Origin of the sequence: Sphingomonas abietis (assembly GCF_027625475.1) — a bacterium.
Classification (GTDB): Bacteria; Pseudomonadota; Alphaproteobacteria; order Sphingomonadales; family Sphingomonadaceae; genus Solisphingomonas; species Solisphingomonas abietis.
In genome coordinates, this window is sequence record NZ_CP115174.1 from 1,805,508 (window position 1) to 1,822,385 (window position 16,878).

Below are 16,878 nucleotides of genomic sequence, written 5' to 3' on the forward strand. Positions count from 1 at the left end.
CCTAAGGTGCGCGCCACTTCCCAGCCCGGCAGGATTCTATTCCCGACATGACGCGCCCGACCTTCCGACGAATCCTCCTCAAACTTTCGGGCGAGGTGCTGATGGGCCCGAGCCCGTTCGGCATCGATCCGGATACGGTGATGCGCGTCGCCAAGGAGATCGTGCAGGTCAAGCAGGCGGGCTACGAGCTGTGCATCGTGGTCGGCGGGGGCAATATCTTCCGCGGCATCGCCGGCGCCGCCAAGGGCTTCGAGCGGGCGAGCGCCGACTATATGGGAATGCTCGCCACCGTGATGAACGCGATCGCGGTGCAGAATGTGCTGGAGCAGCTCGGCGTCGAGACCCGCGTGCAGTCGGCGATCCCGATGGCATCGGTGTGCGAGCCGTTCATCCGCCGCCGTGCGGAACGGCATCTCGAAAAGGGCCGGGTGGTGATCTTCGCCGCCGGCGTCGGCTCGCCCTTCTTCACCACCGACAGCGGCGCCGCGCTGCGCGCCGCCGAGATGAAGTGCGAGGCACTGTTCAAGGGCACGTCGGTGGACGGCGTCTACGATGCCGATCCCAAGGTGGTGCCGGATGCGCACCGCTATGACGAGATCGGCTTCTCGACGGTGCTCGCACAGGATCTCAAGATCATGGACGCCAGCGCGATCGCGCTGTGCCGAGACAACAACATCCCGATCGTCGTCTTCAATATCCGCGAGCAGGGCAATCTCGTCCGTGTGCTCGCCGGCGAGGGCGTCGCGACGATCGTTCGCAACGGAGTATAAGATTATGGCTGGACCAGCCTATGACAAAGCCGATCTCGAACGCCGCATGGCCGGTGCCGTCGAGAGCCTGAAGCATGATCTCCAGGGCCTGCGAACCGGGCGCGCCTCCACCGCGCTGCTCGATCCGGTCAACGTCACCGTCTATGGCGCGCAGATGCCGCTGAACCAGGTGGCGACCGTCTCGGTGCCCGAGCCGCGCCTGATCTCGGTGCAGGTGTGGGACAAGTCGAACGTCGGCCCGGTCGACAAGGCGATCCGCTCCGCCGGCCTCGGCCTCAACCCGATCGTCGACGGCACCACGCTGCGCCTGCCGATCCCCGACCTCACCGAGGAGCGCCGCAAGGAGCTCGCCAAGCTGTGCGGCGGCTATGCCGAGAAGGCCAAGATCGCGGTGCGCAACGTCCGCCGCGACGGCATGGAGAATCTCAAGACCGACGAGAAGAAGAACGGTCTCTCGGAAGACGAGCGCAAGCGCCACGAGACCGAGGTGCAGAAATTGACGGACGCCACGATCACCGACATCGATGCGGCGGCGGCGGCGAAGGAGAAGGAAATCCTGGGCAAGTGATACCTGCATCCGCCAGTCCTGCCATGGGGGGCAGCGCCGGTCTGGCCGTTCCACGCCATGTCGCCATCATCATGGATGGCAATGGGCGTTGGGCGAAGGCGCGGCGTCTGCCGCGCGTCGCGGGGCACAAACAGGGGGTCGAGGCGGTCAAGCGCACGGTGCGCGCCGCCGGCGATCTCGGGCTCGAAGCGTTGACGCTTTACGCCTTTTCGTCGGAAAACTGGCGGCGGCCGGCGACGGAGATCGCCGATCTGATGGGGCTGCTGCGGCGTTTCGTGAAATCCGAACTGGCCGAGATCGTCCGCGAGGGCGTGAAGCTGCGGATCATCGGCGATTATCGCAAGCTCGAGCCCGATCTGGTCGATCTGCTCGAGGACGCCGTCACCAAGACCGCCTCCAATACGCGGCTCACCCTGTCGATCGCGCTCAACTATGGCGCGCAGGACGAATTGCTGCGGGCCGCCCGTCGGCTGATGCGCGAAGCGCGCGCCGGCGAGATCGACCCCGACATGCTGGACGATGCGGCGTTCGAGAAGCGGCTCGATACCTATGGGCTGCCGCGGCTCGATCTGCTGATCCGGACCTCCGGCGAGCAGCGCCTCTCCAATTTTCTGCTGTGGCAGGCGGCCTATGCGGAGCTGGTCTTCACCGATACGCTGTGGCCGGATTTCGATCGTGCCCATCTCGCCGCCGCGATCGAGGTTTTCGGCCAGCGCGAGCGGCGCTACGGCGGGCTATGAGCGCGGATATTCCCGTTTCGCCGAAGAAACGCTCCGATCTCCTGTTGCGGAGCGTGACCGGGATCGTCCTGATCGTCGTCGCGGTCGGCTGTCTGGTCTATGGGGGCGAGCCGTTCTGGATGCTCCTCTCGCTCGCCGCGCTGATCATGATGGCGGAGTGGGCCGGCCTGATCCGCGCGCCGCGCTGGCAGGCGTGGCTGGCGATCGGCGGCCTGCTGCTGCCGGTCGTCCTGGCCGAGCCGCATGTCGATCTGCCGGCCAAGGCGGCCTGGTACGCGCTGCTGGCCGTCACCCTCGTCGTCGGGATCGCCTCGCGCAATCTGCGGCTGGCGGCAGGGATGCTCTATGCCGGGCTGCCGGTGCTATCGCTGTTCTACATCCACGACCAGTATGACGGGATCGACCTCAGTTTCTGGTCGCTGGCGATCGTGTGGGCGACCGATATCGGCGCCTATTTCTCGGGCCGCACCTTCGGCGGCCCGAAGCTGGCGCCGATATGGAGCCCGAACAAGACATGGTCGGGCCTGATCGGCGGCATGGCCTGCGCCACCATCGTCGGCTTCGCGCTGACGACGGTGCTGCACGTCCAGCTGCGGCTGGCGGCGCTGTCGGCGCTGCTGGCGGTGGCGGCGCAGATGGGGGATCTGTTCGAGAGCCAGATGAAACGGCGCGCAGGCGTCAAGGATTCGGGCAAGTTGCTGCCAGGGCATGGCGGCGTGATGGATCGCCTCGACGGCGCGGTTCCGGTGCTGTGCATCGTGGCGCTGATCGTGGCATCCGGTCTATTGTGAGCGACATGCGTAGCATCACCATCCTCGGCGCGACCGGTTCGGTCGGCACTTCCACCCTTGATCTGGTCGAACGCGAGCCGGATCGCTTCGCGGTCGAGGCACTGACCGCCTACAGCAATGTCGAAGGCCTCGCCGCCGCCGCCAGGCGGACCCGCGCGAAGATCGCCGTGATCGGCGATGCTGCCCGCTATCAGGCGCTGAAGGAGGCGCTGGCCGGCAGCGACGTCGAGGTCGCGGCGGGTGCGCCCGCGATCATCGAGGCGGCGGCGCGGGGAGCGGACTGGACGATGGCCGCGATCGTCGGCCTCGCCGGGCTGGAGCCGGTGATGGCCGCGCTCGGGCAGGGCAAGGCGCTGGCGCTCGCCAACAAGGAATCGCTGGTCTCGGCCGGATCGATCATGATTCGCGCGGCGGAAAGCTCGGGCGCGCGGCTGCTGCCGGTCGATTCGGAGCATAATGCGGTGTTCCAATGCTATGAGCCGGAGCCGGGCCGGGTCAGCCGGATCATCCTCACCGCCTCGGGCGGCCCGTTCCGCACCTGGACGAGCGAGCAGATGCGGGCGGTGACGCCGGCGCAGGCGGTGAAGCATCCCAACTGGTCGATGGGCGCCAAGATCTCGGTCGATTCGGCGACGATGATGAACAAGGGCCTCGAACTGATCGAGGCGCATCATCTGTTCCCGGTCGGCGCCGACAGGCTCGAAGTGCTGGTCCACCCGCAGTCGGTGGTGCATTCGATGGTCGAATATATCGATGGCTCGGTGCTGGCGCAGCTCGGCTCGCCCGACATGCGCGTGCCGATCGCCCACGCGCTGGCCTGGCCCGATCGGATGGCGACTCCGTGCCAGCGGCTCGATCTCGCCGCCGTCGGCAAGCTCGAATTCGAGGCGCCGGACTTCGATCGCTTCCCGGCACTGGCGCTGGCCAAGGCGGCGCTGGCCGCAGGCGGGGCACGGCCCGCCGTGCTCAACGCGGCGAACGAGACCGCGGTGGCGGCATTTCTCGCCGGCGAGATCGGCTTCCTCGATATTGCCGCAATCGTCGCCGAAGTTCTGGCACAATATGAACCACTCGCTCCCCAAACCCTGTCCGACGTCGTGGCGATCGATGTCGAAGCACGCCACAAGGCCGCATCGGTGATGCGGAGGATGGCGGCGTGAATGCAGTCGGTGGACTGATCTGGGCGATAGCCTGTTTCCTGGTCGTGATCGGGCCGCTGATCTTCATCCATGAGATGGGGCATTATCTCGTCGGCCGCTGGTTCGGGGTGAAGGCGGAGGCGTTCTCGATCGGCTTCGGCAACGAAGTGGTCGGCTGGACCGACAAGCGCGGCACCCGCTGGAAGATCGCGACGCTGCCGCTCGGCGGCTATGTCCGCTTCGCCGGGGACATGAACCCGGCCAGCCAGCCCAGCCCCGAATGGCTTTCGCTGCCGGCCGAGGAGCGCCGCCAGACCTTCCAGGCCAAGCCGGTATGGCAGCGCTTCCTGATCGTGTTCGCCGGACCCGCGGTGAATTTCCTGTTCGCCTTCGTCGTGATCGCCGGCGTGCTGGTCGCCTATGGCGAGCCGGTGACGCCGCCGGTGATTTCCGCGGTGCTGCCGCATTCGGCGGCGGCCAGCGCCGGCCTCCAGGTCGGAGACCGGATCGTCAGCCTGGATGGCGGCGCGGTGCGGCGGTTCGAGGATGTCGGTTTCTACACCGCGCTCCATCCCGACATGACGGTGCAGATCGGCCTGATCCGGGCCGGTCGCGCCCTGACCGTCCCGGCCCATATGCAGGCCGAAACCCTGGCCGACAAATTCGGCAACAAGGCGCGCATCGGGCGGCTCGGCATCTATCCGATCCGCGGTGCGATGCGCCCGGTGCCGCTGATCGAGGTGCCGCGCCGCTCCGCCGATCTGGTCGTCCAGTCGGTCGGCACCACGCTGACCGCGATCGGCCAGATCATCGGTGGTGAGCGTTCGGCCAAGGAATTGTCCGGCCCGGTCGGCATGGCGAGGGTGGCCGGCGAGCAGGCGACGCTGGGCTGGTTCGCGATGGTTCTGTTGATGGTCGGTATCTCGATCAATCTCGGGTTCATCAATCTCCTGCCAATTCCGATGCTGGATGGCGGACATCTTCTCTTCTACATCGTCGAGGCGGTGCGCCGGAGGCCGGTGCAGCCGCAGGTTCAGGAATGGGCATTCCGATCGGGGCTTGCGCTTCTGCTCGGTCTCATGCTGTTCGTGACATTCAACGATCTCGGGTCGACCGGGTTGTGGCAGAAGCTGGCTGGGCTGATGGGCTGAGGGGTTCTGACGCTTGGCGGGTTGATCGACCGCCCCCGATCGGGCAGGGGGCGTAATTCTGGGAGCAGCGGGCGTCTCATATGAGGCGTCGCGCAAGCGCGAGGGCGGGTACACAAGCGTGAAAATGGAAGTCAAGCACAGGCGGATCGCTTCCGTGCTGCTGATCGGGACGATCCTCGGCGCAGGCTATGCCGTTCCGGCGGATGCCGCCAAGAAGGCGCCCAAGCCGCATGGCGTGCCGGTGCCGATGGAAGCTGTCACGCCCACCACCCCGGCGCCCGACGCCGCGTCGCCGTCCGAGACGATCCGTTCGATCAAGGTGACGGGCAATCAGCGCCTCGAATCCGAGACGGTGCTGTCCTACGTGAAGCTCGCCGTCGGTGGCACCTACACCCGTGAGGCAGGCGATACGGCCCTGAAGGCGCTCTACGCGACCGAGCTGTTCGCCGACGTCACCATCAAGGACAATAATGGCGGCGATCTGGTGATCGCCGTGCGTGAGAACCCGGTCGTCAACCGTATCGTGCTCGAGGGCAACAAGCGGCTGAAGAACGACAAGATCATGCCGGAGATCAAGCTCTCCGCCCGGGAGATCTTCACCCGTTCGAAGGTGCGCGCCGACGTCGGCCGGATCATCGAGCTGTATCGCCGCCAGGGCCGCTATGCCGCCACCGTCGATCCGCAGATGGTGCTGCTCGATCAGAACCGCGTCGACGTCGTGTTCGAGATCCACGAGGGCGACAAGTCCAAGGTCCAGCGGATCAACATCATCGGCAACGACCATTTCTCGGACAGCCAGCTGAAAGGCCAGATGGCGACCAAGGAAGCGACGCTGCTCCACTTCCTGTCGTCGGGCACCAGCTACGATCCCGATCGTATGGCCTATGACCAGCAGAAGATGCGTCAGTTCTACCTGACCAACGGCTATGCCGACTTCCGCGTCACCTCGGCCGTCGCGGAGCTGACCCCCGACAAGAAGGACTTCACCATCACCTATGTGGTGGAGGAGGGTAAGCGCTACAAGTTCGGCGACGTGAAGGTCGAGAGCGACATTCGCGATCTCAAGCCGGAAGCGCTGCAGCCGCTGGTCAAGATGAAGCCGGGCGATTGGTACAACGCCAAGGCGGTGGAAGACACGGTCGATTCGATGACCGAGACGGCCGGTCTGCTCGGCTATGCCTTCGCCAACATCGATCCCAATTTCGACCGCAACGCCGACAAGCTGACGATGGGCGTCACCTACAAGGTGAACCAGAGCCCGCGCGTCTATATCGAGCGTGTGGACATCAACGGCAACACGCTGACCCAGGACAAGGTCGTGCGCCGCGAGTTCCGCGTCGCCGAGGGCGATGCCTTCAACGGCTATCAGGTCAAGCGCTCGCGCGATCGCATCCGCTCGCTCGGCTATTTCCAGGACAAGCTGGAGATCGACCAGAAGCCCGGATCGGCACCGGACAAGGTGATCCTGGAGGCCAACGTCCAGGAGAAGTCGACCGGCCAGCTCCAGATATCGGCGGGTTATTCGAGCCTCGAGAAGTTCATCATCAACCTCTCGATCGAGCAGTCGAACTTCCGCGGCAAGGGCCAGACGGTCCGGGCATCGGCCGATTGGTCGGCCTATTCGAAGTCGGTCAGCCTCGGCTTCACCGAGCCCTATCTGTTCGACAAGAACGTAGCGCTCGGCTTCGATATCTTCCGCCGCGATTATCGCTCGTTCGACTACACGACCGACAACAACCGGAACACCACCTACAACCAGACGACGACGGGCTTCCAGGTCCGCCTCGGCATCCCGCTGACCGAATATTGGTCGCTGGCGACCCGCTACGGGCTCAGCCAGGACAAGGTGTCGCTGGACAAGGACACCTATTACAGCACGGACAATGCCGCCAACATCCTGGCCTGCGATCCGATCATCGCGGGTCGTTACCTCTGCGATGCCGTCGGCAATCGCACCACGTCGTCGGTCGGCTACAGCATCGTCTATGATAATCTGAACAACCGCATCCTGCCGACGGCGGGCAACCGCTTCGTCTTCGGCCAGGATTTCGCGGGCCTCGGCGGCAGCGTGAAATATGTCCGCGTCACCGCGCAGGACGACAAATATGTCAATGTCGGCAGCGGCTTCGTGCTGAACGTCCATGGCGAGGGCGGCTATATCATGCCCTATGGATCGAAGCGCTACGACGATATCGGGGACGAGGTCGATCGTATCCGCCTCACCGATCGTTTCTATCTCGGCGAGCCGCAGCTGCGTGGTTTCGACATTCGCGGCATCGGCCCGCGGGTGGTCCGCTATTCGATCGCGTCGGGCACTACGACCCCGGAATACACCAAGGACGGCAGGTTGCAGGATGATGCGCTGGGTGGCCGCGCCTATTATCTCGGCCATCTGGAAATGCAGGTTCCGCTTGGTGCGGGTGCCAAGGAAGCTGGCTTCAAGCCGTCGATCTTCATGGACGCCGGCTCCGTATTTGGAACCAAGGCGCCGGCGCTGACCAATGGCGACGGCACCGTGCTGCCGACCGATCCGACGCTGACCCGCCCGGTCAAGAGTTCGAGCGGCGGGCTGCAGTGCATCAGCACCGACGGCAATTCCACGGTCACGGCCAAAACGGGCAAAACCTGTGCGGCGAACAGCATCGACTATGTGTCGCAGATCTATGGCGGTAATGGCTTCCAGGAAGTCTATTATGGTGGCAGCTGGAAGCCGCGCCTGTCGGTCGGTTTCGGTGTGTCCTGGAATTCGCCTTTTGGTCCGTTGCGGATTGACATCGCCAAGGCGCTGGTCAAGCAAAAGGGCGACGAAACCAAACTCTTCTCCTTCAACGTGGGAACCCAGTTCTGATGACCAAGATGTTCAAGTCGGCCATGCTGGCCGCCACCGCCGCCGTTTCGTTCACGGCTGTGCCTGCGTTCGCGGCCGACACCGCCGGCGGCACGCTGGTGGTGGATTTCGATCAGGTTTTCCAGAATTCGGCCGCCGGCAAGAGCGCCAGCTCGCAGATCAGCGCGAAGTATCAGCCGATCGGCACGCAGCGTAAGGCCGCGTTCGACAGCGCCGTCGCCGCCTATAACGCGCAGGTCGAAGCGGTGAAGAAGGCCACCAAGCCGGGCACCCAGCCGCAGGGCACCCCCGCGCTCCAGGCCGCCGGCCAGCGCGTGCAGCAGGCGCAGGATTCGGCCGAGCAGCTCAACCAGGAAGTCAACCAGGTCGTCAGCTACGTCCGCTCGCAGATCGTCGATCATGCCCGTCCGGTGGCTGAGCAGATCCGCGGCGAGAAGAAGGCTGCCGTCGTGATCAGCAAGGATTCGGCGCTCGCATCCGATCCGGCGAACGACATCACCGCGACGCTGATCCAGCGCCTCGACACGTCCTTCCCGACCGCGAGCATCGTGCTGCCGCAGCAGTCCGCCGGCCAGGCGCCGGCCGCGTCGAACCCGCAGGCCCCGCAGGGCCGGTGAGCGACGCAGTGACGGATGGCGCCACCATCGGCCCGCTGGATATTCGGCGGGTGATGGCGGCGCTGCCGCACCGTTATCCGATGCTGCTGGTCGATCGGGTCGAGGAAATCGTCCCGAACAGGTCGATCCGCGCCATCAAGGCGGTGTCGTTCAACGAAGGCTTCTTCCAGGGGCATTTCCCGGGCCGTCCGATCATGCCGGGCGTGCTGATCGTCGAGGCGCTGGCGCAGGCCGCCGGTGTCCTCGCGGTCGAAAGCTTCGGGCTCTCGGGGACGGGCAAGCTCGTCTATTTCATGGCGATCGAGGGCGCGAAGTTCCGCACCCCGGTCGAGCCCGGCGTGCTGCTGACGCTGGAGGTCGAGGTCGTCCAATTGCGCGGCAAGATCTGCAAGTTCGCCGGCAAGGCCTCGATCGCGGGCAAGCTGGCGGCCGAAGCGCAATTCACCGCGATGATCGCCGACCCGCCAAGCGAATAGGCCGTCTTCGCAAACAACCCGCCCCCGAGATTGTCCGGGGCCAGAGCGCCCGCTTCGATCCGTCGGAGCGGGCGTTTGCGTAGGCCGCTTTATCTGGGGCGGAAGGCGGTCAGATCGCCCGGCGTGTTGATATTGGCGATGTCGTTCTCATAGGCGATGCTGCGGGCGCCGATCCTGTCGGCCCATGCCCGCATCGATCGCGATGCACCGCTCTCCAGATAGCGAGCCAGCGCGTCGGCATGGTGGGGCTTCCACAGGCCGATCGTCGGTTGTGCCATCAGCAGCGCATCCGGCGGCCCGAGAATCGCGAGCAGATCGGGCGGCAATGCCGGCAGGTCGCAGCTGCTCGTCAGCACCGCATCATATCCGTGAGCCGAGGCATGGCCCAACGCACCGGCGAGCCCGCCGAGCGGGCCGAGGCCCGGCTCCGGTCGATCGTCGATCCGTGGGATGCCGGGCCAATCCCGCCCGATCACGACCAGCGCCTCGCATTGGAGGCGCATCCGATCGGCGACATGATCGAGCATCGGCCTGCCGTCGATCAATGCCAGCGCCTTGTCGCTGCCGAAACGCCGCGACTGTCCGCCGGCGAGGAGCGCGCCCAATATCCTCATGACTTGCGTTCGGGCAGGGCTTCCACTATCGGGGCGACCTTCCGGAGCCGGTCGGAAACCGGCACCTTCTGGAGTTTGCGCACGTGAAGCAGAACACCCATCCCGAATATCACATGATCACCGTCCAGATGACCGACGGCACCACCTACCAGACCCACTCGACCTGGGGCAAGGAAGGCGACACGCTGCTGCTCGACATCGATCCGCTGTCGCACCCGGCCTGGACCGGCGGTCGTGGCTCGCTGCTGGATGCCGGCGGCCAGGTCGCGCGCTTCAACAAGCGTTTCGGCAGCTTCGGCAGCCTCGCCAAGAAGTAATCGGGCGGGGGAGCCTAAGGCTCTCCTCCCAATTCGCGCCTGATCGTCGCGCCGTCCGCGTCCAGACGCGGTGCGGCGCGATGTGCGTTCTGGCGCTCGCCGTCGATCACGATCGGGGTGGCGAGGCCGGGCAGCAGCCCGTCCGGCCCCGGCGACGCGATCGCCATGCCGCGGGCGACGACCTGCGGGTCCGCGAAAACGGCATCGATCGGATTGATCGGCCCGCCGGGCACGCCATGGCTATCGAGCCGCTTCGCCAGCGTATCGCGTGGCCACTGCGCGATGGCGTCGGCGAGGATCGGGATCAGGGTGTCGCGGTGCGCCACGCGGGCCGGGTTGGTGCGATAGCGCTGTTCGTCGGCAAGCCCGTCCAGCCCGAGGATGGTGCAGAGCTTCGCGAACTGTCGGTCGTTTCCCACCGCGACGATGATGTCGCCATCGGCGGTGCGGAAGTTCTGATAGGGAACGAGATTGGGGTGGGCGTTGCCCATGCGGCTGGGCGCCTTGCCCGATGCCATGAAATTCAACGCCTGGTTGGCCAGCACGCCGACCTGCGTGTCGAGCAGCGCCATGTCGATATGCGCGCCCGCGCCGGTCTGGTCGCGGCGGCGCAGCGCGGCGAGGATCGCCACCGTGGCGTAGAGGCCGGTGAACAGATCGGCGTAGGCGACCCCGGATTTTTGCGGGGCACCATCCGGCTCGCCGGTCAGCGACATCGCGCCGCCCATCGCCTGGATGATGAAATCATAGCCGGCGCGGGGCGCATAGGGTCCGGTCTGGCCGAAGCCGGTGATCGAGCAGGTGATGAGGCGCGGGTTCACGGCCGAGAGGCCGGCATGGTCGAGGCCATATTTCGCCAGCGCGCCGACCTTGAAATTTTCCAGCACGATATCGGAGCGGGCGGCGAGCGCGCGCACCTCGGCCTGTCCCTCGGGCGAGGCGATGTCGATGGCGATTGAGCGCTTGCCGCGGTTGGTCGCGTGGAAATAGGCGGCGTCGAGCGATCCGCCGTCCGCGTCCGTCAGGAAGGGCGGCCCCCAATGGCGGGTGTCGTCGCCCTCCACCGGCCGCTCGACCTTGATCACCTCGGCCCCGAGATCGGCGAGCAACTGCCCCGCCCACGGCCCCGCGAGGATGCGCGCCAGCTCGAGGACGCGCACCCCCTCCAGCGGCCTGGGGGCGGGGGGCTCGCCGGTCATGCGGTCAGAATGCGCTGAGGCCGGTGATCGCGCGGCCGAGGATCAGGCCGTGGATGTCGTGCGTGCCCTCATAGGTGTTGACCGTCTCGAGGTTGGCGGCGTGGCGGATGACGTGGAACTCGGCCGAGATGCCGTTGCCGCCGTGCATGTCGCGCGCGACGCGGGCGATGGCGAGCGCCTTGCCGCAATTGTTGCGCTTGGCGAGCGAGATGAGATCGGGCTGGAGCACGCCATCCTCCATCCGCCGGCCGATCCTGAGCGACGCCTGGAGGCCGAGGCCGATCTCGGTCATCATGTCGGCCAGCTTGAGCTGGACGAGCTGCTTCGAGGCGAGCGGCACGCCGAACTGCTTGCGATCGAGCGTATAGGTGCGCGCGGCCTGGAAGCAGGCCTCGGCGGCGCCCATCGCGCCCCAGCCGATGCCGTAGCGGGCGCGGTTGAGGCAGCCGAACGGCCCCTTGAGGCCTTGCACGTTGGGCAGCAGCGCATCCTCGCCGACCTCGACGCCGTCGAGCACGATCTCGCCGGTGATCGAGGCCCGCAGCGACAGCTTGCCCTCGATCTTGGGCGTCGAGAAACCCTTCGCGCCGCGCTCGACGACAAAGCCGCGGATCGCGCCGTCATGCGCGTCCGACTTGGCCCACACCACCGCGAGATCGGCGATCGGCGAGTTGGTGATCCACATCTTCGCGCCGTCGAGCCGATAGCCGCCGTCGATCTTCGTCGCCTTGGTCCGCATCCCGGCCGGATCGGAACCGGCGTCCGGCTCGGTCAGGCCGAAGCAGCCGACCCATTCGCCCGACGCCAGCCTGGGCAGATATTTGCGGCGCTGTTCCTCGGAGCCATAAGCGAAGATCGGGTGCATCACGAGGCTCGACTGCACCGACATCGCCGAGCGATAGCCGCTGTCGACCCGCTCCACTTCGCGCGCGATCAGCCCATAGGCGACATAGCCGAGGCCAGCGCCGCCATATTCGTGCGGGATGGTCGCGCCGAGCAGGCCGAGTTCGCCCATCTCCGACATGATCTCGCGATCGAAACGCTCGTCGAGATAGGCCGAGGTCACGCGCGGCAGCAGTCTCTCCTGCGCATAAGCGTGCGCCGTGTCGCGGACGAGGCGCTCCTCATCGGTCAGCTGGTCGGCGAGGTCGAAGGGGTCCGCCCAATCGAGCGGGGTGATGGTGGGTTCGGCCATGGCGGCATCCTCGGGCTATGTCTTTCCCCGCGGTCAAAGCCTGTCCGGCGGCGCTTGGCAAGCCCCGAGGATCAGGCGCGGCCGACGCGCTTCAGCCAGGACATCTCGTAGGAATCGAGCCGGCGATGGAAAGCGAGCCCGAAGAAGCTGGCGTTCGACCAGGCGATGGTCGCCACGATCTGCTTGCCGGCGGCATCGAGGATGATCTCGTCGCCCTTGTGCAGATCCTGGATATCGCCCTGCAGCATCGCCCCGCCGGTCGAGAGATCGAGCAACGCCGCCGCCACCGGTTCCGCCCGATAGGCGCGCACCGTGGCATCGAGCAGCACGTCCTGACGATCATCGCCCCGCTTTTCCGATACCTGGATGGGAAGGCTGGCCATATCGATGAATGCTCCGAAGTCGTTTCGGGGCCATTCTAGACATGTCATGCCTAACGGTCTGTTAAACATGGAAACCGGCGCCATCGACGGGCAGGAGGATTGGCAAATCGGAAAAAGCGGGCGGTTCTGCTGGTCGGGATGACGGCATGGCCGATCGGAGAGAGGCAACGCCCGGCAGCCGGTCTGATCGGCCGGATGGCGACGCTTCTACTCCGCGTCGTCGCGCCGATAGGTCAGCCGCTTTCGATTGCTCTTGCCGAGCCATCGCGCCAGCCAGTCCCGTTTTTTGGACCGCAGATAAAGTTGGTGGAGCTTCTCCTCGCGCGTTTTGGCCCGACGCCGGGCCAGTGAAAGCATGACGAGAACGAGCAAGACGACAGCGATCACGAGCGTTGCCGCCCCAAGCTTCAACATAGCGAATCCCCCACCTGATATCGCCGCATTATGCGCGGGCCAGTAGGCGCCACAAGCTGCCGAACGCTGCGGGCGCGGCAAAAGCGCTTCATTCCGAGACGGTTATCCGCTCATCCTGCACAGGGTTGGCCGATCGCCATTCCAAGAAGCGACGCCGAGCCCTGTCGCCGTCGGCATGGCGGTGGCCCGCTGTCGGGACCATGGCATGCTGTCGGGACCATGGCGTCCGGTCATGATCATGGCCAGCGCTGCGGGGAGGATGGCGGAAGAGGTGGGATTCGAACCCACGGACGCTTGCACGTCGCCGGTTTTCAAGACCGGTTCCTTAAACCACTCGGACACTCTTCCCTATCGCACGCGGCCACCCGCCGCATGGTGCGTGGCCTGCGCTTATCCTGCTCGCGGCCCGATGTGCAAGGGGAGCGACAAGATGGGATGACCTGCCGGCCCGACCATGCCAGAAGCGGGCGACGGAGGCGGGATTTGCAGAAATCGTTGCGTATATTGGGATTGCTGGCGGCGCTCGGGCTGGGTGCGTTTGCGCCGATGCGCGGCGTGGTCGGGGGCTGGGCCGCCCAGGCGCAGACGCCGACGGACGGCAATCAGGTCGCTTTCCTAGCCTATCTGCAGGATTTTCGTCGCCGCGCGCTGGCCCAGGGGGTCACTGCGCGGACGCTCGACAGCGTGCTGCCGACGCTGCTCTACAACCAGCGGGTCGTCGACCTCGATCAATCCCAGCCGGGCGGCAACGCCAACAGCGTGCCGTCGGCAGCGCCGTCCTTTGCGCCCTACCGCGCCAAGCATGTCGGCGCGGAGCTGATCGCGCGCGGGCGCAACGCCTATATGGCGCAGCGCTACAGCCTCCAGCGGGTCGAGGCCGAGACCGGCGTGCCCGAATCGATCATGGTCGCGATTTGGGGGCAGGAGACCAATTACGGCGGCTACACCGGCAATTTCGATCTCGCCAATTCGCTGGCGACGCTCGCCTATGAGGGCCGCCGCCGCCCGCTGTTCGAGGGCGAGCTGATCGCCACGCTCAAGCTGATCGATCGCGGCATCCCGCGCAGCCAGCTCAAGGGCAGCTGGGCGGGGGCGACCGGCTATCCCCAGTTCATGCCGTCCATGTATCTCCGCCTCGCGCGCGACGGCGACGGCGACGGCAAGGCCGACATCTGGAACAGCCCGGCCGACGCGCTGGCGTCGATCGGCAATTATCTCGTCAACGCCGGCTGGAAGCGCGGCGAGCCCTGGGCGGTGCCGGCCTCGGTGCCTGCCTCGCTCGATCGCACCGCCCTGGCGACCCGCATGGTCGGCCCGCGCTGCACCCGCGTCCACGCCCGCCACAGCCGCTGGCTGACGCTGCGCGAATGGCGGGCGCTCGGCGTCGTCCAGCTCGCCGGGCCGACCGTCTCCGACGACGAACTGGCAACCTTGCTGGAGCCGGACGGCCCCGGCGCCACCGCCTACCTCACCTTTGGCAATTATCGGGCGATTCTCGATTATAACTGTTCCAACTTCTATGCGCTCTCGGTCGGTCTGCTGTCGGATGCGGTTTCGCGCTGAACGCTGGCTGGCGCTGTCGATCGGCCTGCTGCTCGCCGGCTGCGGCGGCGGCATCCACGGGCTGGTGCAGGATAGCCCGGTCAAGCTCGGGCGGCCCTATACCGTGCGCGGGCAGACCTATGTGCCGACCGACGACCGCGCCTACGACCAGATCGGCGAGGCGAGCTGGTACGGCACGGCCGAGCAGGGGCACCATACCGCGAGCGGCGAGATCTTCTATCGCCAGCGCCCGAGCGCCGCGAACAAGACCTTGCCGCTGCCGAGCTATGTCGAGGTGACGCGGCTCGATACCGGCCAGCGCATCCTGGTGCGGGTCAATGATCGCGGCCCGTTCGCGCGCGACCGGATCCTCGATCTCAGCCAGGAGGCCGCCAAGGAACTGGGCATGGATCGCGCCGGCCGGGCGATGGTCCGCGTGCGCCGGGTGACGCCGAGCAACCATGAGCGGGACCGGCTGCGGCGCGGCTATCCGGTGGTGCTCCCGTCGGTCACGCCGACCGCGACGCCGCCGCGCACCGGCCGCGTCGCGCCCTATCTGGAATCGACGGTGCAGCAGCCGGTCGCGGTGACGCCGCCGCGGCGCTGGGCCGCGCCGGTGCCGGTTCCCCCGGCGCCGCTGCCTGCGCCTGCGCCGGCGATCGCGTCGCCATCCCCGTCGATTCTCGTGGCTGCGCCCACCGATCCCGATGCCGCCGACGCGCTTGCGTCCTCGCTGGCGTCGGAGGGCGCGCGCGTCGTCGCGGCGGGCGGAGGCTATCGCGTGGTGACCGGCCCCTATGCCGATGATTCCGGCCTGTCGGCGGCGCTGGCGCGACTGCGCGCGCGCGGCTATCAGGGGGCTACCGTCATCGACGCCACACCACCACAAGAGCCGAACGGAACATCCCTGCCATGAAGCCCGTACCCACCGCCGTCGCCCTGCTCGCCACCGTATCGCTGGCGGCGACGTCGTCCCTTGCCGCCGTCCCGCCGCTGGAAACCACAGCCCAGGTCGGCTTCATGCAGGACATGAATTCCGGCGCGATCCTGTTCAGCAAGGATCCCGATCGGCGGATGCCGCCGGCGTCGCTGGCCAAGATGATGACGGTCTATGTCGCGTTCAGCCTGATCAAGAGCGGCGACCTGAAGCTCGACACCAAGTTCACGATGAGCCCGGAGACCTGGAAGAAATGGCATGGCCAGGGTTCGACCATGTTCATCGCCGCCGGCGAGCAGGTGTCGGTCGCGGACCTGCTGTCCGGCATCATCACGCTGTCGGGCAATGACGCCTGCATCGTGCTGGCCGAGGGCATCGCCGGCACCGAGCCGGCCTTCGTCAACCTGATGAACCAGCAGCGCCAGCGGCTGGGCATGACCAATTCTAATTTCGGCACCGCCAATGGCTGGCCGGACAATGGCGTCACCTACGTCACCGCGCGCGATCTCGCGACTTTGGCCGAGGCGACGATCCGCGACTATCCCGATCTCTACAAGCAATTCTATTCCAAGCCGAATTTCGCCTGGGGCAAGACCATGGGCGGAACCAACATCAGCCAGGACAATCGCGATCCGATCCTCGGCAAGGTGCCCGGCGCCGATGGCCTGAAGACCGGCCATACCGACGAGGCCGGCTATGGCTTCACCGGCTCCGCCGAGCAGAATGGCCGCCGGATCGTGATGGTCGTCGCCGGCTTCCCGAGCTGGGGCGCGCGCGCCAGCGAATCCATCTCGATGATGAACTGGGGCTTCTCGTCGTGGCGCCTCAAGCCGCTGTTCGCCAAGGGCAAGCGCGTCGACACCGCGGCGGTGCAGGGCGGTTCCTCCTCCACGGTCGGGCTCGTCGCGCCGAGCGATCTGGCGGTAACGGTGCCGCTCGGCATGGGCGGCATCCTCGGCCAGAAGGCCGGCGGCGACGCCCCGCCGATGAAGGTGGTGTATGACGGCCCGATCAAGGCGCCGATCAAGGCTGGCCAGCACATCGCCGATCTCGTCGTCTCGCCGCCGGGCCAGGCGCCGCAGACGCTGGCGCTGGTCGCCGAGAGCGATGTCGGCGAGGCCGGCTTCTTCGGTCGCATCTGGGCGTCGATCAAGGCGCTGTTCAGCTGGATCTGAGC

Annotated in this window: 18 protein-coding genes and 1 tRNA gene; 13 read left to right on the plus strand and 6 right to left on the minus strand. The window is 66.5% G+C overall.

Annotation, left to right across the window (positions count from 1 at the left end; genetic code table 11):
- Nucleotides 1–47 precede the first annotated feature (47 nt).
- From pyrH to fabZ, 9 genes are all read left to right on the plus strand, one after another.
- On the plus strand, nt 48–770 hold the full coding sequence (pyrH, locus tag PBT88_RS08795; RefSeq protein ID WP_270078813.1) for a UMP kinase: 723 nt from the start codon (nt 48–50) through the stop codon (nt 768–770).
- 4 nt (nt 771–774) lie between these two features.
- Nucleotides 775–1,338, plus strand: a complete 564-nt coding sequence (gene frr / locus PBT88_RS08800; RefSeq protein WP_270078814.1) for a ribosome recycling factor — start codon at nt 775–777, stop codon at nt 1,336–1,338.
- Nucleotides 1,339–1,361: 23 nt separating this feature from the next.
- Entirely contained in the window at nt 1,362–2,078 is a 717-nt protein-coding gene (locus tag PBT88_RS08805; protein ID WP_270079214.1) for an isoprenyl transferase, read from the plus strand.
- 53 nt (nt 2,079–2,131) lie between these two features.
- Entirely contained in the window at nt 2,132–2,869 is a 738-nt protein-coding gene (locus PBT88_RS08810; RefSeq protein WP_270078815.1) for a phosphatidate cytidylyltransferase, read from the plus strand.
- A gap of 5 nt (nt 2,870–2,874) precedes the next feature.
- Nucleotides 2,875–4,029: a 1-deoxy-D-xylulose-5-phosphate reductoisomerase gene (locus PBT88_RS08815; protein WP_270078816.1), complete on the plus strand. Its 1,155-nt coding sequence runs from the start codon at nt 2,875–2,877 to the stop codon at nt 4,027–4,029.
- Complete coding sequence (locus tag PBT88_RS08820; protein ID WP_270078817.1) at nt 4,026–5,159, plus strand: M50 family metallopeptidase; 1,134 nt, start codon at nt 4,026–4,028, stop codon at nt 5,157–5,159. The genes PBT88_RS08815 and PBT88_RS08820 overlap by 4 nt, the downstream gene beginning before the upstream one ends.
- Before the next feature lie 124 nt (nt 5,160–5,283).
- Nucleotides 5,284–8,007 (plus strand): outer membrane protein assembly factor BamA, encoded by a 2,724-nt coding sequence (bamA, locus tag PBT88_RS08825; RefSeq protein ID WP_270079215.1) that lies wholly within the window; start codon nt 5,284–5,286, stop codon nt 8,005–8,007.
- On the plus strand, nt 8,007–8,624 hold the full coding sequence (locus PBT88_RS08830) for an OmpH family outer membrane protein (RefSeq protein WP_270078818.1): 618 nt from the start codon (nt 8,007–8,009) through the stop codon (nt 8,622–8,624). The genes bamA and PBT88_RS08830 overlap by 1 nt, the downstream gene beginning before the upstream one ends.
- Nucleotides 8,625–8,677: 53 nt before the next feature.
- Nucleotides 8,678–9,100 (plus strand): 3-hydroxyacyl-ACP dehydratase FabZ, encoded by a 423-nt coding sequence (fabZ, locus tag PBT88_RS08835; protein ID WP_407696558.1) that lies wholly within the window; start codon nt 8,678–8,680, stop codon nt 9,098–9,100.
- Between the two features lie 89 nt (nt 9,101–9,189).
- On the opposite strand, the gene mobA is transcribed toward fabZ, so the two are convergent.
- The gene (mobA, locus tag PBT88_RS08840) at nt 9,190–9,714 is read right to left on the minus strand and encodes a molybdenum cofactor guanylyltransferase (RefSeq protein ID WP_270078820.1); all 525 of its coding nucleotides are present in this window, start codon (nt 9,712–9,714) and stop codon (nt 9,190–9,192) included.
- 83 nt (nt 9,715–9,797) lie between these two features.
- Between mobA and rpmE the strand changes: the two genes are divergently transcribed.
- Nucleotides 9,798–10,031, plus strand: a complete 234-nt coding sequence (gene rpmE / locus PBT88_RS08845; RefSeq protein ID WP_270078821.1) for a 50S ribosomal protein L31 — start codon at nt 9,798–9,800, stop codon at nt 10,029–10,031.
- Between the two features lie 14 nt (nt 10,032–10,045).
- Here the strand turns inward: rpmE and PBT88_RS08850 are convergent, their stop codons facing one another.
- The 5 genes from PBT88_RS08850 to PBT88_RS08870 form a co-directional block, all read right to left on the minus strand.
- Entirely contained in the window at nt 10,046–11,230 is a 1,185-nt protein-coding gene (locus tag PBT88_RS08850; RefSeq protein WP_270078822.1) for a CaiB/BaiF CoA transferase family protein, read from the minus strand.
- A 4-nt stretch (nt 11,231–11,234) separates the two neighbouring features.
- Nucleotides 11,235–12,425 carry an acyl-CoA dehydrogenase gene (locus PBT88_RS08855; protein WP_270078823.1) on the minus strand — a complete coding sequence of 397 codons (1,191 nt, stop codon included), beginning with the start codon at nt 12,423–12,425 and terminating at the stop codon, nt 11,235–11,237.
- Nucleotides 12,426–12,496: 71 nt separating this feature from the next.
- Nucleotides 12,497–12,808, minus strand: a complete 312-nt coding sequence (locus PBT88_RS08860; protein ID WP_270078824.1) for a PilZ domain-containing protein — start codon at nt 12,806–12,808, stop codon at nt 12,497–12,499.
- A gap of 207 nt (nt 12,809–13,015) precedes the next feature.
- The gene (locus PBT88_RS08865) at nt 13,016–13,222 is read right to left on the minus strand and encodes a hypothetical protein (protein WP_270078825.1); all 207 of its coding nucleotides are present in this window, start codon (nt 13,220–13,222) and stop codon (nt 13,016–13,018) included.
- Nucleotides 13,223–13,482: 260 nt separating this feature from the next.
- A tRNA-Ser gene (locus PBT88_RS08870) sits at nt 13,483–13,570 on the minus strand.
- Nucleotides 13,571–13,768: 198 nt separating this feature from the next.
- On the opposite strand from PBT88_RS08870, the gene PBT88_RS08875 reads away from it, so the two are divergent.
- From PBT88_RS08875 to PBT88_RS08885, 3 genes are read left to right on the plus strand one after another with little or no spacing between them, the layout of a single operon-like run.
- Nucleotides 13,769–14,785 carry a lytic murein transglycosylase gene (locus PBT88_RS08875; protein WP_270079216.1) on the plus strand — a complete coding sequence of 339 codons (1,017 nt, stop codon included), beginning with the start codon at nt 13,769–13,771 and terminating at the stop codon, nt 14,783–14,785.
- Nucleotides 14,769–15,680, plus strand: coding sequence for a septal ring lytic transglycosylase RlpA family protein (locus tag PBT88_RS08880; protein WP_270078826.1), 912 nt, complete (start codon nt 14,769–14,771; stop codon nt 15,678–15,680). Before PBT88_RS08875 ends, PBT88_RS08880 begins: the two co-directional genes overlap by 17 nt.
- Nucleotides 15,677–16,876: a D-alanyl-D-alanine carboxypeptidase family protein gene (locus PBT88_RS08885; protein ID WP_270078827.1), complete on the plus strand. Its 1,200-nt coding sequence runs from the start codon at nt 15,677–15,679 to the stop codon at nt 16,874–16,876. The genes PBT88_RS08880 and PBT88_RS08885 overlap by 4 nt, the downstream gene beginning before the upstream one ends.
- Nucleotides 16,877–16,878 lie beyond the last annotated feature (2 nt).

Coding starts and splice junctions, on each gene's coding strand:
- pyrH (WP_270078813.1), top strand. CDS start 48: ATGACGCGCCCGACCTTCCGACGAATCCTCCTCAAACTTTCGGGCGAG.
- frr (WP_270078814.1), top strand. CDS start 775: ATGGCTGGACCAGCCTATGACAAAGCCGATCTCGAACGCCGCATGGCC.
- PBT88_RS08805 (WP_270079214.1), top strand. CDS start 1,362: ATGGGGGGCAGCGCCGGTCTGGCCGTTCCACGCCATGTCGCCATCATC.
- PBT88_RS08815 (WP_270078816.1), top strand. CDS start 2,875: ATGCGTAGCATCACCATCCTCGGCGCGACCGGTTCGGTCGGCACTTCC.
- bamA (WP_270079215.1), top strand. CDS start 5,284: ATGGAAGTCAAGCACAGGCGGATCGCTTCCGTGCTGCTGATCGGGACG.
- PBT88_RS08830 (WP_270078818.1), top strand. CDS start 8,007: ATGACCAAGATGTTCAAGTCGGCCATGCTGGCCGCCACCGCCGCCGTT.
- fabZ (WP_407696558.1), top strand. CDS start 8,678: ATGGCGGCGCTGCCGCACCGTTATCCGATGCTGCTGGTCGATCGGGTC.
- mobA (WP_270078820.1), bottom strand. CDS start 9,714: ATGAGGATATTGGGCGCGCTCCTCGCCGGCGGACAGTCGCGGCGTTTC.
- PBT88_RS08850 (WP_270078822.1), bottom strand. CDS start 11,230: ATGACCGGCGAGCCCCCCGCCCCCAGGCCGCTGGAGGGGGTGCGCGTC.
- PBT88_RS08855 (WP_270078823.1), bottom strand. CDS start 12,425: ATGGCCGAACCCACCATCACCCCGCTCGATTGGGCGGACCCCTTCGAC.
- PBT88_RS08860 (WP_270078824.1), bottom strand. CDS start 12,808: ATGGCCAGCCTTCCCATCCAGGTATCGGAAAAGCGGGGCGATGATCGT.
- PBT88_RS08865 (WP_270078825.1), bottom strand. CDS start 13,222: ATGTTGAAGCTTGGGGCGGCAACGCTCGTGATCGCTGTCGTCTTGCTC.
- PBT88_RS08875 (WP_270079216.1), top strand. CDS start 13,769: ATGCGCGGCGTGGTCGGGGGCTGGGCCGCCCAGGCGCAGACGCCGACG.
- PBT88_RS08880 (WP_270078826.1), top strand. CDS start 14,769: ATGCGGTTTCGCGCTGAACGCTGGCTGGCGCTGTCGATCGGCCTGCTG.
- PBT88_RS08885 (WP_270078827.1), top strand. CDS start 15,677: ATGAAGCCCGTACCCACCGCCGTCGCCCTGCTCGCCACCGTATCGCTG.